Origin of the sequence: Aromatoleum sp. (genome assembly GCF_035254505.1) — a bacterium.
In the GTDB taxonomy this organism is placed as follows: Bacteria; Pseudomonadota; Gammaproteobacteria; order Burkholderiales; family Rhodocyclaceae; genus Aromatoleum.
The window spans coordinates 263,434-277,573 of record NZ_DATFAO010000017.1 but is presented as its reverse complement, the minus strand read 5'-3'; the positions used below and the strand labels follow the sequence as shown (position 1 = coordinate 277,573).

12 protein-coding genes are annotated in these 14,140 nt (G+C 64.0%); 9 read left to right on the top strand and 3 right to left on the bottom strand.

The annotated features are described in order from the left end of the window. Positions 1 to 126: 126 nt before the first annotated feature. The gene (locus VJ673_RS03675; protein WP_324124676.1) at positions 127 to 1,587 is read right to left on the bottom strand and encodes a sensor histidine kinase; all 1,461 of its coding nucleotides are present in this window, start codon (positions 1,585 to 1,587) and stop codon (positions 127 to 129) included. Then, a complete protein-coding gene (ompR, locus tag VJ673_RS03670) occupies positions 1,559 to 2,296 on the bottom strand; it encodes an osmolarity response regulator transcription factor OmpR (RefSeq protein ID WP_324124675.1) in 738 nt (245 codons plus the stop codon). Before ompR ends, VJ673_RS03675 begins: the two co-directional genes overlap by 29 nt. Before the next feature lie 213 nt (positions 2,297 to 2,509). On the opposite strand from ompR, the gene VJ673_RS03665 reads away from it, so the two are divergent. The 4 genes from VJ673_RS03665 to VJ673_RS03650 all read left to right on the top strand — a co-directional run bounded on the left by VJ673_RS03665 (position 2,510) and on the right by VJ673_RS03650 (position 4,967). After that, on the top strand, positions 2,510 to 2,887 hold the full coding sequence (locus tag VJ673_RS03665; RefSeq protein WP_324124673.1) for a hypothetical protein: 378 nt from the start codon (positions 2,510 to 2,512) through the stop codon (positions 2,885 to 2,887). A gap of 72 nt (positions 2,888 to 2,959) precedes the next feature. Continuing rightward, on the top strand, positions 2,960 to 3,652 hold the full coding sequence (gene tsaB / locus VJ673_RS03660; RefSeq protein ID WP_324124672.1) for a tRNA (adenosine(37)-N6)-threonylcarbamoyltransferase complex dimerization subunit type 1 TsaB: 693 nt from the start codon (positions 2,960 to 2,962) through the stop codon (positions 3,650 to 3,652). Beyond that, complete coding sequence (gene rimI, locus VJ673_RS03655) at positions 3,649 to 4,104, top strand: ribosomal protein S18-alanine N-acetyltransferase (protein WP_324124671.1); 456 nt, start codon at positions 3,649 to 3,651, stop codon at positions 4,102 to 4,104. Before tsaB ends, rimI begins: the two co-directional genes overlap by 4 nt. Further along, positions 4,101 to 4,967, top strand: a complete 867-nt coding sequence (locus VJ673_RS03650) for a uracil-DNA glycosylase (RefSeq protein WP_324124670.1) — start codon at positions 4,101 to 4,103, stop codon at positions 4,965 to 4,967. Before rimI ends, VJ673_RS03650 begins: the two co-directional genes overlap by 4 nt. A 21-nt stretch (positions 4,968 to 4,988) precedes the next feature. Here VJ673_RS03650 and lplT read toward each other — a convergent pair whose 3' ends face one another. Beyond that, a complete protein-coding gene (lplT, locus tag VJ673_RS03645; RefSeq protein WP_324124669.1) occupies positions 4,989 to 6,239 on the bottom strand; it encodes a lysophospholipid transporter LplT in 1,251 nt (416 codons plus the stop codon). Between the two features lie 178 nt (positions 6,240 to 6,417). Here lplT and VJ673_RS03640 point away from each other — a divergent pair, with 178 nt between their 5' ends. The 5 genes from VJ673_RS03640 to VJ673_RS03620 all read left to right on the top strand — a co-directional run bounded on the left by VJ673_RS03640 (position 6,418) and on the right by VJ673_RS03620 (position 14,140). Continuing rightward, the gene (locus VJ673_RS03640) at positions 6,418 to 7,335 is read left to right on the top strand and encodes a LysR family transcriptional regulator (RefSeq protein ID WP_324124668.1); all 918 of its coding nucleotides are present in this window, start codon (positions 6,418 to 6,420) and stop codon (positions 7,333 to 7,335) included. Continuing rightward, complete coding sequence (gene radA, locus VJ673_RS03635) at positions 7,335 to 8,717, top strand: DNA repair protein RadA (RefSeq protein WP_324124667.1); 1,383 nt, start codon at positions 7,335 to 7,337, stop codon at positions 8,715 to 8,717. Before VJ673_RS03640 ends, radA begins: the two co-directional genes overlap by 1 nt. Before the next feature lie 148 nt (positions 8,718 to 8,865). Then, the gene (locus tag VJ673_RS03630) at positions 8,866 to 10,335 is read left to right on the top strand and encodes a PAS domain-containing sensor histidine kinase (protein WP_324124666.1); all 1,470 of its coding nucleotides are present in this window, start codon (positions 8,866 to 8,868) and stop codon (positions 10,333 to 10,335) included. Positions 10,336 to 10,338: 3 nt separating this feature from the next. After that, a complete protein-coding gene (locus VJ673_RS03625; RefSeq protein ID WP_324124665.1) occupies positions 10,339 to 10,737 on the top strand; it encodes a response regulator in 399 nt (132 codons plus the stop codon). A 16-nt stretch (positions 10,738 to 10,753) separates the two neighbouring features. Further along, entirely contained in the window at positions 10,754 to 14,140 is a 3,387-nt protein-coding gene (locus tag VJ673_RS03620; RefSeq protein WP_324124664.1) for an EAL domain-containing protein, read from the top strand.

Below are 14,140 nucleotides of genomic sequence, written 5' to 3'. Positions count from 1 at the left end.
CGAGTTCGAAGGCTGTTGCCTGACTGCTGCCTGCAACCTTGTATGCACCGAAGAATAGGATGACGGGAAGCAGATCGAAAAGAATCTTCATGCGGAAACATTATATCGGGTCGTTGTCCCGACAGTTCAGGCGGCTTCGCCCGAATCGCTGTCGGCTCCGAGCATTCTAGCCCGGCCGGCACGTTTCCCATCAAGGGGAAGATGCAGAATTGCCCGAAGGCCGCCGCCTTCGCGTGCGGTGAGCTCCAGTACACCGTCGTGCGAAGCGATGATGCGCTCCACGATCGCCAGCCCGAGCCCCGCGCCCTTCGTGTTCGACCGCGCGTTTTCGAGGCGGGTAAAGGGATGTCGCATCCGGTCGCGCTCCCCTTCGGGAATGCCGGGGCCGCGGTCGGCGACTTCGACAAGAACCTCATGCTCCCGTCGATCGAGCGTGATGGTGATGGGCTTGTCTTCGCCAGCGTAGCGCACCGCATTGTCGATGAGGTTCAGGACGGCACGGCGCAGCGGCAGGGGTCGCACGAGGTGGACCAGGCTTTTCGGCACGTCGAGCGCGATGTTGATACCGCGCAGTCGATAGGGCTGAGCGATGTCCTGCAGCATTCCGGCGATATCGGTAGCCTGCATCGGCTCCTGCGGCTCGCCGCGTCCGAAATCGAGAAACTGCCCGATGATCCGGTCCATTTCCTCGACGTCCGCAACCATTGCAAGCACATCAGGCCCGGGTGCTCCGGACATTTCGATTCCGAGCCGCAGGCGCGCGAGCGGAGTCCGCAGATCGTGCGAGACGCCGGCGAGGATCAGCGCACGGTCGGCATCCGCGTGAGCGAGGTCGCCCGCCATCTGGTTGAAGGCGCGGGCGACCGTTGCAATTTCGAGCGGACCGGTTTCCGGCAAGTGTGGCGGCGTGTGACCGCTGCCGACGACGCGCGCCGATCGCGCCAGATTACGTAGCGGGACACTGATCCGCGAAACGATCAGGTAGGCGCCCACAAGCGCGACGAGCAGTGCTCCGCCCCCCCAGGCGAGCCATTCAACGGCGTGCGTCTGTTCGAGACGCTCCGACGGCAGCATGACCCAGAAATCCTGCGAGTCCTCGGGATCGAGCCGAAAGCTGACCCAAAACCCATCCAGCGACTTCCAGCGTGCGGCGAAGCGCGTGTGCGAACCAAGCTGCCTGCGAACCTCGCCGGTGAGCAGCCGCATGTCGCGCGTGTCGGCGAGGGGACGCACGTCGTCGGAAGGCTCCGCCGGATAGATGCGGATGCCTTCCAGTGCGGCGAGTTCGATCAACAACTCGGGCCGACGTTCGACTTCGGCGTTGATCAGCGCGGTGCGGGTCAGATTGACGACGCTGACGACCATCTGAGCCAGGTCGCGGGCGCGCACCGGGTCCTCGAAATGGCGGAAGATCTGCGACCACACCGCCAATGCCAGCGTCAGCAGCAGCGCGATGAGGAAGAAGGTCTGCCACAGCAGGGTACGCGGCAGCCATGCCCAAAGTGCGCGCGAGCCGATGACGGCCTGCGCGGACTCTTTGCTGGCGGGGCGAAAAGGTTCAGCTTTCGCTAACAGACTTGCTTTCATCCGGCACGAAGACGTACCCGAAGCCCCACACGGTCTGGATATAGCGCGGCTTCGCAGGGTCGTCCTCAACGAGTTTGCGCAGACGGCTGACCTGTACGTCGATGGCGCGATCGAAGACGCCGTATTCGCGACCACGCGCCAGTTCCATCAGCTTGTCGCGCGACAGCGGTTGGCGCGGATGCTGCAGGAGCACCTTGAGCAGCGAGAATTCGCCGGTCGTCAGGGAGATTTCTTCCCCGTCGCGCGAGAGCGAGCGCACGCCAAGGTTCACCTGGACCCTGCCGAAGGTGACGATCTCGTCGTCGAGCGTAGGCGCTCCGGGCAGCGACGGCGGCTGACGACGCATGACGGCATGCACGCGGGCGACGAGTTCCCGGGGATTGAAGGGCTTGGGCAAGTAGTCGTCCGCGCCCATTTCAAGCCCTATGATCCGGTCCACGTCATCGCCCTTGGCGGTAAGCATGATGATCGGAATCGGGTTCTGATCGGCTCGTAGCCGGCGGCAGATCGCCAGCCCGTCCTCTCCCGGCAACATGAGGTCCAGCACCATTACGTCGAAGTGTTCGCGCAGGAGCGCGCGATCCATTCCTGCGGCATCCGTAACCGCCTTGACGGTAAACCCCTGCTCCTGGAGGTACCGCGAGAGAAGTTCGCGCAGACGCGCGTCGTCGTCGACCAGCAGGACTCGATATCTGATTTTTGCATTCATGGCGACCTATCCTATCCGTTCGGTTTTCTCGATGCCAGCGCTCCAGGAGCGCGTTTACGACTCATGCGGTAACGGTTCGTAAGGGCTTGGGAAATTCGCAACAGATCCTTACGAAACGACGGCTACAACTGCATTTGGGGAGTACCCATCTACCAAAAAGGGAGTATGTTTGATGCGTCTGCATGCTACACGGGCAACGGGTCAGAGACCGTCATGGAAGTTTCAGGATTCGCATTTGGGGCACATGCCAAGTCGGGGCGAAAGTTATCCCGGCTGATTTTTATTGTTGCACATGCGACGGCCATTCTTCCATGGGTATTCGGATTCACGGCAACCCCCTCACGCGCGGCAGAGTCCATTACGGTTTCGGCACACGGCAAGAGGCTTGATTTTGCCCCGCCCACGGTCTACCAGAAATCCCCGGAACCCCGTAGTGTTGAACTTCGGCGTGCATTGACGACCGGCTCTGAATCCGCTCGTCCGCAGGTGGAACCCCGCCGCCTGTCCCGCGAAGAGCGGATCACCTTGAATCAGGAACTGCGCGAAGTGCTTCGCGACGCCTATCCGCCCCGTGCGGGCGGGCGTCCCTGACATCCCAAGCTGCTGCGCCGGCCTTCGCGCCGATCACCCTGATGCGTCGCGTCCCGCTAAAATGGCGGGCTTATGAAAATCCTCGCCATCGAAACTTCGTGCGAACACGCCAGCATTGCGCTGCTCGTGGACGGCGCTCTCATGGAACGAGTGCTGGAAGGGCACTCCAATCATTCGGAACGCCTGCTTCCGACGCTCCACGACCTGCTCGCGGAGGCGGCCGTTCCGCTGCATGCGCTGGATGCCGTGGCGTTCGGTGCCGGTCCGGGCGCATTCACTGGTTTGCGGCTGGCATGTGGTGCGGCGCAGGGACTGGCGATGGGAGCGGGCTTGAGCGTCGCACCTGTATGCAGCCTCGAAGCCTTGGCGATGCAGGGAACGGGTGACGCGGTCTTTGTCGCGACCGACGCGCGCATGGGTGAGACATACTCTGCCGCCTATCGTATTGAAGCGGGCATGCCCGCGCCGCTTTCCCAGCCGGTCTGCCGGCCGCCGGAAATGCTGGAGTTGCCGCCCGAGGGCAGGTGGTTCGCGCTGGGGTCGGCGTTTCAGGCATACCGAGAGAGGATTCCTGCGGGGTTGTTCGATCGCCTGACGACGATTGAAGACCGGGCCGTTCCGCGTGCCAGCGACGTTGCCCGCATCGCCGCCGCGATGGCTGCACGGGGTGCGCTGGTGGCACCCGAACTTGCCGTGCCCTTGTATGTCCGCGACAAGGTGGCGCTCACGACCGAGGAGCGGCTCGCCCGCGGAGGACGCGCTTGAACGCCGCGGACCTCGAATTCCTGCCAATGAATGAAACCGACCTGGCGTGGGTGGTCGAGAATGAGCGCGAACTGCATGCCTTCCCTTGGTCGCCGGGGAATTTCGCAGACTGCCTGAAAGCGGGATACAGCTCGTGGATCATGCGTAGGAACGGCTTGCCCGTCGGCTACGCCGTGATGTTGACCGTCGTGGACGAGGCGCATCTCCTGAATATCAGCATCGCCCGCAGTGCTCAGCGCGAGGGCGCCGGGAGGCAGCTGATGCAGTTTCTCCTTGCCCTGGCGCATCGGCTGGGCGCGTCGCAGTTCTTCCTGGAAGTCCGCCCATCCAACGCCGCCGCGCTGGCGCTGTATGAACGACAAGGGTTTTCGGTGATCGGGCGGCGCAAACGCTATTATCCGGCACCGAACGGCGAGCGGGAGGATGCGATCGTGATGAGGCTGGATTTGTGAGCGCGCGCCGCGGTGCCATCCTGCGGGAGATGGGCTTGGCGCCGATTTGGCGACTGCGCGGCGCCCAGGCGCAGGAGGCGGAAGTGCAGGATTCCGCCCCCGCCGAAGTCGTGTCTGCCGCACCGGCAGAAGCGGCAAGCTACGCTCCGACTGCGCCGGCGGCACGCAAGCTGGCCGAGCTTCTGCCTTCGTCTGACCGCCGGCCGCCAAGACCCGATCGCCCGGCGCCCGAAGCCTCTCCGCATTCAGCGCCCTTGGCACATCCCGTGGCCGCAGCGCTCGACCCCGAGCGGGCAAGACGCATCGCTGCGCTCGATTGGGAAGCCCTTGAGGCGGATATCCGTGAGTGTACGGCGTGTCGCCTGTGCGAGCGGCGCAAACAGGCTGTGCCCGGCGTGGGCGACCGGCAGGCGGAATGGATGCTGGTCGGCGAGGGCCCGGGAGCGGAGGAGGACCAGCGCGGCGAACCCTTCGTCGGAGCGGCCGGGAAGCTGCTCGATGCGATGCTCGCATCGATCGGGCTCAAACGCGGCGAGGGGGTGTATATCGCGAACGCCGTGAAATGTCGCCCGCCGCACAACAGGACGCCGCAGGCGGACGAAATCGAGATGTGCAAGCCCTATCTGGAGCGCCAGATCGCGCTGATTCGTCCGCGCCTTCTGCTGGCCCTGGGGCGGCCCGCCGCGATGGCACTGCTCGATACGGAGCTGAGTATTGGTGCATCGCGCGGCCGGACCTTCCAACGGGGAGAGACGCCGGTCGTGATCACGTATCACCCTGCCTATTTGCTGCGCAATCAGGCCGACAAGGCAAAGGCGTGGGAAGACCTGTGCTTTGCGCGCAAGGTGGTCACCGGCCGCTGAACCGACGGCCGGGCTCTTCGGTCAGTGGGGGTGATCCTCGAGCAGCGCGACGGAGTCGAATTCGCGCTGATTGAGCTCGTGCCGGTGCTTGACGAGCAGCATCGCACCGGCGACGAAGATGCCGAACAGCACGATCACGACGTTGATCGATAGACCGGACTTGATCAGCAGCGCGTACAGACCGGTCATCACGAGGATCGACAGGTTCTCGTTGAAGTTCTGCACGGCGATCGAGTGGCCGGCGCCCATCAGGATGTGGCCACGATGCTGGAGCAGCGCGTTCATCGGCACGACGAAGAAGCCGGCGAGGGCGCCCACCAGAACCATCAGCACCATCGCAATCGTCGGCTGTGTGACGGTGACCATCACCATCACGACGAGGCCCATTGCGATGCCGATCGGGATGACGCCGGGCGAGCGGCGCAGGCTGATGATGCGCGCGGCGAGGCCGGCACCGAGGGCGACGCCGACTGCGACGACGCCCTGCATCATGGAAGCCTTCGAGAGGTCGAACTGGAGATTGTGTTCGGCCCATTTGATCACGATAAACTGCAGCGTCGCTCCCGCGCCCCAGAACAGCGTGGTGACGGCGAGCGAGATCTGGCCGAGCTTGTCGCGCCACAGCAGCTTGAGGCAGTGGCCGAAGTCGTGCAGGAGATAGAGGGGATTGTTCTTCAGCGGCTTGTGGTCGACGCCGGTATCGGGAATGTAGAAGTTGAAGAGGCCGGCGAGCAGGTAGAACAACCCTACGACGGCAATCGCGACCTCGAGCGAGCTGCTGAGGAGCGGGATGTTCAGGCCCATGAACCAGGCCGCGACGTCAGGCCGAATCAGGACTCCGCCCACCACCGTGCCGAGAATGATCGCGCCGACGGTGAGACCTTCGATCCAGCCGTTGGCGACGACGAGGAGGCGGTGCGGGAGGTATTCGGTGAGGATGCCATACTTGGCGGGCGAGTAGGCGGCGGCGCCGAGGCCGATCACGGCGTAGGCGAAAAGGGGATGGCTGCCGAAGAGCAGGATCAGACACCCTCCGATCTTGATCGTATTGCTGATCAGCATCACCCGCCACTTGGGCATCGAGTCGGCGAAGGCGCCCACGAACGCGGCCAGCAGCACATAGGAAACGGTGAAGAACAGCTTCAGCAGCGGCTCGTAGGTCGCCGGAGCGGCCATCTCGCGCAGCAGTGCGATGGCAATGATGAGCAACGCGTTGTCGGCAAGCGCGGAAAAGAACTGCGCTGCCATGATGATGAAGAAGCCAAGCGGCATCGTGAGAGTGGCGGCCGTCGAACGAGTGAAGGGCGGTTTATATCACGAGCTTTGTAAGTTTGTTGTGATTTGACTCATTGTCACGGTGCGCACATAGGTGTGTCCGCCCGGGAGTATTCCCCCGCGGTGGCCAACATGTGCTTTAATTCCGGTCATAAATCTGACTTATGGAGCAGCAGTGGCCGATCGCAGATTGCAGGTGTTCAGCGCCGTCGCCAAGTACGGCTCATTCACCCGCGCCGCGGAACACCTTTTCATGACCCAGCCGGCGGTGACCTTCCAGATCAAGCAGCTGGAAGAGCACTTCAACACGCGCCTGTTGGAGCGCGGACATGGGCGCGTGACCCTCACGGGGGCGGGGGAGGTCGTGCTGGCCTACGCCGAGCGGATCCTCGACCTGTCAGATGAGTTGGATTCCCGCGTATCGGAGCTGACCAGCGAACTTGGCGGCGCGTTGAACATCGGCACGAGCACGACGATCGCGGCCTACTGGCTGCCGCGGCTGCTCGAGACTTTCAAGCGGAAGTTTCCCCGCGTCGTCCCGCGCGTCGTGGTCGGTAATTCGCAGCTCACCGAGGACCGGGTCGCTTCGCGCGAGTTGGATCTGGGGCTGATCGAGATCGTCACCGAGCAACCGGCTGTGGAACGGATCACGGCGACGCACGACGAGCTCTTCGTGATCTGCCGCCCGGATCATCCGCTCGCAAAGCTGGAGTACGCGACCGCGGCCGACCTGAAGGATCATCCTTTCATCACGCGCGATCCCGGAAACGCGATCCGGCTCCTTGCCGAGAGTTTCTTCGCGGCGGCCGACATTGCGCTGGAAGATATCGAGGTTTGCGCCGAGCTGGGCAGCCTGGCGACGGTCAAGCATCTGGCGGCGGAAGGCATGGGTTACGCGATTGCGTCCAAGGCGGCGATCCAGCGCGACGTCCGCGAGGGACGGATTGCCGGCATCCGGCTCGAGCCGCGGCAGTACACGCCCCTTGAAGTGATCGTTCCGCGCGACAAGTTCCGTTCGCGACTGATCACGACCTTCGCGGAGCACGCCGTGAGCGAGTTCCGGGCAATGGCGGCGGCCCTCGGAGAGGGCTGATGGCCAAGGCGAAGACCGCGTACGTCTGCACCGAGTGCGGTGGGCAGGCGCCGCGTTGGCAGGGACAATGTCCTCAATGTCGGGCGTGGAATACGCTGGTGGAGTCGATTGTCGAACCGGTCGCCACGGCCGGGACGAATCGCTTTGCTGCACTGGCCGGTGCGACCGGCAAGTTGCAGACGCTGGCCGAACTCGAGCCGCGGGAAGAGCCGCGCACGCCGACGGGCATCGAGGAATTCGATCGCGTGCTGGGCGGCGGACTCGTTGCGGGCGGCGTCGTGCTCATCGGCGGCGATCCGGGGATCGGCAAGTCGACGCTGCTGTTGCAGGCGCTGGCCGTGCTTGCGGGCGAACATGCGGCCGTTTACGTGAGCGGCGAGGAGTCGGGCGAACAGGTTGCGCTGCGTGCGCAACGCCTGCAGCTCGATCCCGGAAGCCTGCAACTGCTGCCCGAGATCAACCTCGAACGCATCCTCTCGACGCTCAAAAATGCGGCGCCGCGGATCGCGGTGATCGATTCGATCCAGACGGTGTATTCGGAGGCCTTGCAGTCGGCACCGGGCTCGGTCGCGCAGGTGCGCGAATGTGCGGCGCAGCTGACGCGTTTCGCGAAGCAGAGCGGCACGAGCCTGATCATGGTCGGCCATGTGACGAAGGACGGCACGCTCGCGGGGCCGCGCGTGCTGGAACACATCGTCGACACGGTGCTGTATTTCGAAGGCGACACGCATTCGAGTTTCCGTCTCGTGCGCGCATTCAAGAATCGCTTCGGCGCGGTGAACGAGCTCGGCGTTTTCGCGATGACCGAGCGCGGACTGCGCGGCGTCAGCAATCCGTCGGCGATCTTCCTGTCGCAGCATAGTCAGGAGGTGGCGGGCAGCTGCGTGCTGGTGACGCAGGAAGGCACGCGTCCTTTGCTCGTCGAAATCCAGGCGCTCGTCGATAGCGCGCACAGTCCGAATCCGCGGCGGCTGTCGGTCGGCTTGGAGCAGAACCGGCTGGCGATGTTGCTCGCGGTACTGCACCGGCACGCGGGCGTGGTGTGCTTCGACCAGGATGTCTTCGTGAACGCCGTAGGCGGCGTGAAGATCAGCGAACCGGCGGCGGACCTTGCGGTTCTGCTGGCGATCGTGTCGTCCTTGCGTAGCCGCGCCTTGCCGCGCGGGCTCGTGGTGTTCGGCGAAGTCGGCCTGGCGGGGGAGATCCGGCCGGCGCCCCGCGGGCAGGAACGGTTGAAGGAAGCGGCGAAGCTGGGCTTCACCGTGGCGATCATTCCGCGGGCGAATGCGCCCAAGCAGCCGATCTCGGGCATGCGGGTGATTGCGGTCGACCGCATCGAGGAGGCGATCGAACAGGCGCGGGAGCTCGAAGCGCGTTCGTGATCCGCTGCACGTTGGCCGGCCGTAGCCGTTCCGTTAAGTGTTGCAAATCATTCGTATTCCTCTCCGCATTTCGTTAGAGTGTGGCTGACCGCCCGCGCTTTGCGCCGCGGTCGGCGCATCGCGGGATTACCCAGGCGGAGGGTCTTCAATGACCGACAGGCTCGATCGTGATTGGATCGTCGACACGCCGGACGCCCATGTCTTGCTTTCTTCCGACGGTACGGTGCTCGGCTGGGAAGGCGCGGCGCAGCAGCTTTTCGGCTACACCGCCGAGGAAGCGCTGGGCACTAAATACGCCGAGCTCGTTGCGCCGCCGGACCGCCAGGGCGAGCTCGAACGATTCCTCTCGGATACTCGCGAGCGGGGCCAGGCGGGCCTTGAAACGCTGAGGCGCAGGAAGGACGGCAATTTGATCTTCGTTGTCCTGTCCGGAAGGCGGATTGACGGGGGCGACAGAATCGTCCTCAGCGAAAAGGACGTGACGGAGCTGAAGGTTCGCCGCGACGGACGGGCACTCGAGCAGCGGTTCGGCGAGTTCCTGGAGTCGACTCCGGACGGGTTGGTGATCAGCAACTCCACCGGTCATGTCCTGGTGGCCAACAGCCAGGCCGAGCGCTTGTTCGGTTACGGGCCCGGTGAGCTGCGGGCACGGCTGGTGGATGATCTGCTGCCTGAGCGATTCCGCCGATCGCATCTGGGCCATCGAAACCGGTACTTCGAGCAGCCTCGCACTCGAGCGATGGGCAATGGACTCGAACTGTATGGCCTGCGCAAGGACGGCACGGAGTTTCCCGTCGAGATCAGCCTGAGCCCGCTACGCAGCGAGGACTCGGTCGTCGTGATCAGCGCGATCCGTGATGTCAGTGAGCGGCGGAACTTCGAGCAGGCGCTTCAGGGCAAGAATCTCGAGCTGGAAAATGCGAATCGCGCCAAGGATCGTTTCCTGGCGAGCATGAGCCATGAGCTGCGCACGCCCCTCAACGCCGTGATCGGTTTCACCGGTACGCTGCTGATGAAATTGCCGGGCGATATCAACGACGAGCAGACGCACCAGCTGCAGCTGATCCGCAGCAGTGCGCGCCACCTGCTTGCGCTGATCAACGATCTGCTCAATCTGGCCAAGATCGAGGCCGGGAAGATGGACCTGCAGCACGAAGTCGTCGACTGCTCGGCGCTCGTCGATGAAGTCGCGGCGACCTTGCGGCCACAGGCGGTGACCAAGGGCCTTTCGTTCGAGCTGGCACTTCCGCCCGAACCGGAGACATTCGTCACCGACCGGAGGGCCTTGAGCCAGATACTCATCAACTTGATGAACAATGCAATCAAGTTCACGGAACGCGGGTACGTTCGGGTAGGTCTTTCCGTTGAGGACTTCGGCGGTCAACGGCGGCTGAGTGTGGTGGTCGAGGATTCCGGGCCGGGCATCCGGCAGGACGAACTCGCAACGCTGTTCGAACCCTTCGTACAGGGACAGGCCTCGCGCAACAAGGGCGGGGAGGGCACGGGGCTCGGTCTGCATCTGAGCCGAAAGCTCGCGGCGATGCTCGACGGAACGCTGACCTGCACGTCGGAGCCCGGGGTGGGGTCGAGCTTTACGCTCGTGTTGCCGGAGATGTGAGCCGTGACCGCGACGATCCTGATTGCCGAAGATCATATGCCCAGCCTGGAGCTGATGCGCTATTTGTTGAAAGCGAACGGCTATCGGACCTTGGTTGCCGAGGACGGCGCGACTGCGATCGCGATGGCGCGGCTGGAGCGCCCGGACCTGATCGTTTGCGACTTGCAGATGCCCGGGTTGAATGGATATGAAGTGCTGAATGCGCTGCGTGCAGACCCGACGCTGAAGGGCGTGAGGATGATCGCAGTGACGGCCTTCTCGATGCTCGGCGATCGGGAGCGCGTGCTGACGGCGGGCTTCGATGGCTATTTCTCGAAGCCGATCGAAGCGGAAACCTTCGTCGAGCAAATGGAACCTTTCCTGCCGGTTGAATTACGAGCACCGCGGGGGCAGAGCTCGTAAGAGCGGGGCGCAGTGTATGGCGAAAATAGCAGTTGTCGATGATGTCCCGATCAACCGCGAGTTGCTTGCGACAGTGCTGGGCGCGATGGGCCATGAGGTGGTCGAGGCCGCAGATGGGAACGCCGCGCTGGAACTGGTACGCGAAACACGGCCGGACTTGGCGATCTGCGACATTCTGATGCCCGAGGTGGATGGCTACGAGTTCGTGCGCCAACTGCGTGCGGATCCGAGCATCGCGGCGACGCCCGTCATTTTCTACACCGCCTATTACCTGGAATCGGAAGCGCGACAGCTTGCGAATGCGTGCGGCGTAGCCGAGATCCTGACCAAGCCGAGCGAGCCGGAAGAGATCATTGAAGTTGTTCGGCGCGTGCTCGAAGAGGCGAAGGCCGCGGCGACGCCCGCCGTTGCGCCGCCGGAATTCGACCGTCAGCATCTGCAGCTGATGACCGGCAAGCTCTCCGACAAGGTCGCCGAGTTGCAGCGGGTCAACGCGAAGCTCGAAGCACTGATCTCGCTGAACCTGCAGATGGCGTCGCAACGGGATTCAGCGCAGTTGCTCGATCATGTGTGTACGAGCGCTCGTCAGTTGATCGATGCCGAATACGGCAGCATCGCAGTCCGTGCGACGGGTGGCGACACGCTGGCCTACGCATGCCACTGCGGCTTCAGCGAGTCTGAATTGGCGGCCTTGGGACCGATCGTGCTGGACGACGGAGTTCCAGGGCAGGTGTATCGGTCGCGCCGGGTCGAGCGCAGTGTTTATCCGAGCGAGGCAGCCGCCCGGGAGGCGGGCCTTCCCTCCGGCTATCCGCGTCTGCATTCCATGCTCGTGGCACCGGTGACGTCGCTGACGAATTCCTATGGCTGGATCGTATTGGGCAACAAGCTGGGCGACGAGGTCTTTTCGGAAGGCGATGAAAATCTGCTGCGGATCCTCGCCGCACAGGTGGGGCGAATCTACGAGAACGGCAGTCTGTACGCCAAAGTGCAGGCGTACGCGCGCGAACTCGAGGCGGAGATCGTCGATCGCGAGCGCGCACAGCGTCAGCTGGCCGCGCAATACACGGTCGCACGGATCTTGGACGAGGCGACGACGATCGCGGAGGCGGCGCCTCGGCTGCTGGATGCGATCTGCAGCGAACTGGGGCTTGCGGCGGGAACGCTGTGGAGCGTCGACGAATTCGGCCAGCGTTTGCGCTGCCTCGAAGTGTGGTGCAAGGACGATGGCCATTGCGCTGATTTCGTTGCGCGGACGCGCCAGACCCGGCTCCGTAAGGGGGATGGGCTGGCCGGGCATGTGTGGGAGTCTGCCGTGCCGAGGTGGCTCACGGATCTCGCGGCGGAGCCATGGCTAACCGAGAGCAGGAACGCGGCGCCTACGGGCTTCCGTGCAGGCGGGGCATTTCCGATCCAGGTTCGCGGCGACGTTGCAGGCGTGATCGAATTCTTCAGCGCGGAGGCGACCGGGCCCGACGCGCAGCTGACGGATACGCTCGCCGCGCTGGGCGGTCAGATCGGGCAATTCTTCGAGCGGAACGCGCAGCAACAGCGCATCCTGCGGCTGACGCGGGTGTATGCGGTGTTGAGCGGCATCAACTCGGCGATCGTGCGCATCCACGACCGCAAGGAGCTGTTCCGCGAGGCGTGCCGGATTGCGGTCGAACAGGGCGGATTCGGGATCGCGTGGATCGGCAATTTCGACGCCGAGGCGATGGAAGTGGTGCCGGTTGCTTGGGCGGGGGTCGACGAGGCGCTCGGGGCCGAGCGTCTGCCGGTCTGTCCCGATAATCTGACCGGGCACGGCGCGGTCAACGGCGCGGTGGTCGGTGGGAAGCCGTTCGTGATCAACGACCTGGAAAAATTCGGCGATCCTGGCAAACGCTGCGCCGAGGCGATGCGGCGCGGGTATCAGTCCCAGGTGGCTTTGCCCTTGATGGTCGAGCGGAACGTCGTGGCGGTGATGGTGCTGTATGCGCACGATCCGGAATTCTTCAATGGGGCGGAGCTGCAGCTGCTGGCCGAGCTCGCCAACGACGTGTCCTTCGGGCTGGAATACATCGGCAAGCAGGACGCGCTGTCGTATCTGGCGTATCACGACGTTCTGACCGGTTTGTCGAACCGTCCGCACCTCAACGAGTGCGTCGGCCAGGCCTTGCAGGCGGCGCGCAAGCACCCCGGCGAGAAGGTGGCGGTCGTGCTGTGGAACATCAATCGTTTCCGCAACATCAACGACACCTTCGGAAGGCAGGTGGGGGACCGCGTGCTGCGCGAAATCGCGGACCGCTTCCAGAGTGCGTGGCCAGAGGAGACGTGTGTGGCGCGAATCGGCGTCGATCACTTCGCGACGGTTCATGCAGGCGGGCGGGATGCGACCGAGGTTGCGCACGTGGTCGAGCGCGTGACGCGGGCGGTGGTGCACGACCCGATCGTCGTCGGGGAACACGAGTTGCTCTTGTCTTTGACGGCAGGGATCGCGGTGAGCGAGACGGAGGACGAGGACGCCGATGCACTCGTGAAGAACGCCGAGGTGGCGCTGCGCAAGGCGAAGGGGTCGGGAGCGGGCTTCCTCTTCTACGGGCCGGAAATGAACGCGCTGATCGCCGAGACGTTGATGCTCGAGAGCAGGCTGCGGCAGGCGCTGGAGCGCGACGAGTTCGTGCTCTATTACCAGCCCAAGACGCACGGTGCGAGCGGGGCGGTGACCGGCCTCGAGGCGCTGATCCGTTGGAACGACCCGCAGAAAGGCTTGATCCAGCCGGCCGTGTTCATCCCGATCCTCGAAGAGACGGGGATGATTCTGGACGTCGGCGCTTGGGTGATCCGGCGCGCGGTGGAGGATCAGGAGCGGTGGCGTGCGGAAGGAATCGATCCGCCGCGTGTTGCCGTGAACGTATCGGCGATCCAGTTGCAGCAGAAGGATTTCGTCGAATCGGTGCGGGTAGCGCTGAACGGCCATGCGGGAACTTTGCCGCCGGTGGATCTCGAGATCACGGAAAGCATGCTGATGACCGATCTCGAACAGAACATCGCTCGACTGTCCGAGATCCGGCGGCTCGGCCTGGGGGTGGCGATCGACGATTTCGGGACCGGTTACTCGTCGCTCGGTTATCTGTCGAAGCTGCCGGTCAGTGCGCTGAAGATCGACAAGTCTTTCATCGAGACGATGGCGGCGACGCCGGAGAGCATGACGATCGTGTCGACGATCATCGCGCTGGCGCATTCGCTGGATCTGAAGGTAATCGCGGAGGGGGTCGAGCGCGAGGAGCAGGCCAAGTTCTTGCGGCTTTTCCGCTGCAACGAGCTGCAGGGCTACTTGATCAGTAAGCCCTTGCCACCCGACGAGGTGGTCGAATTCCTGCGCGACGGGCGCCGCAGCGACGACAGCCTCCCGGTCGTCTAG

Bases quoted from the DNA above. Each gene is read 5' to 3' on its own strand.
- VJ673_RS03675 (WP_324124676.1), bottom strand. From the start codon at position 1,587: ATGAAAGCAAGTCTGTTAGCGAAAGCTGAACCTTTTCGCCCCGCCAGC.
- ompR (WP_324124675.1), bottom strand. From the start codon at position 2,296: ATGAATGCAAAAATCAGATATCGAGTCCTGCTGGTCGACGACGACGCG.
- VJ673_RS03665 (WP_324124673.1), top strand. From the start codon at position 2,510: ATGGAAGTTTCAGGATTCGCATTTGGGGCACATGCCAAGTCGGGGCGA.
- tsaB (WP_324124672.1), top strand. From the start codon at position 2,960: ATGAAAATCCTCGCCATCGAAACTTCGTGCGAACACGCCAGCATTGCG.
- lplT (WP_324124669.1), bottom strand. From the start codon at position 6,239: ATGCCGCTTGGCTTCTTCATCATCATGGCAGCGCAGTTCTTTTCCGCG.
- radA (WP_324124667.1), top strand. From the start codon at position 7,335: ATGGCCAAGGCGAAGACCGCGTACGTCTGCACCGAGTGCGGTGGGCAG.
- VJ673_RS03630 (WP_324124666.1), top strand. From the start codon at position 8,866: ATGACCGACAGGCTCGATCGTGATTGGATCGTCGACACGCCGGACGCC.
- VJ673_RS03620 (WP_324124664.1), top strand. From the start codon at position 10,754: ATGGCGAAAATAGCAGTTGTCGATGATGTCCCGATCAACCGCGAGTTG.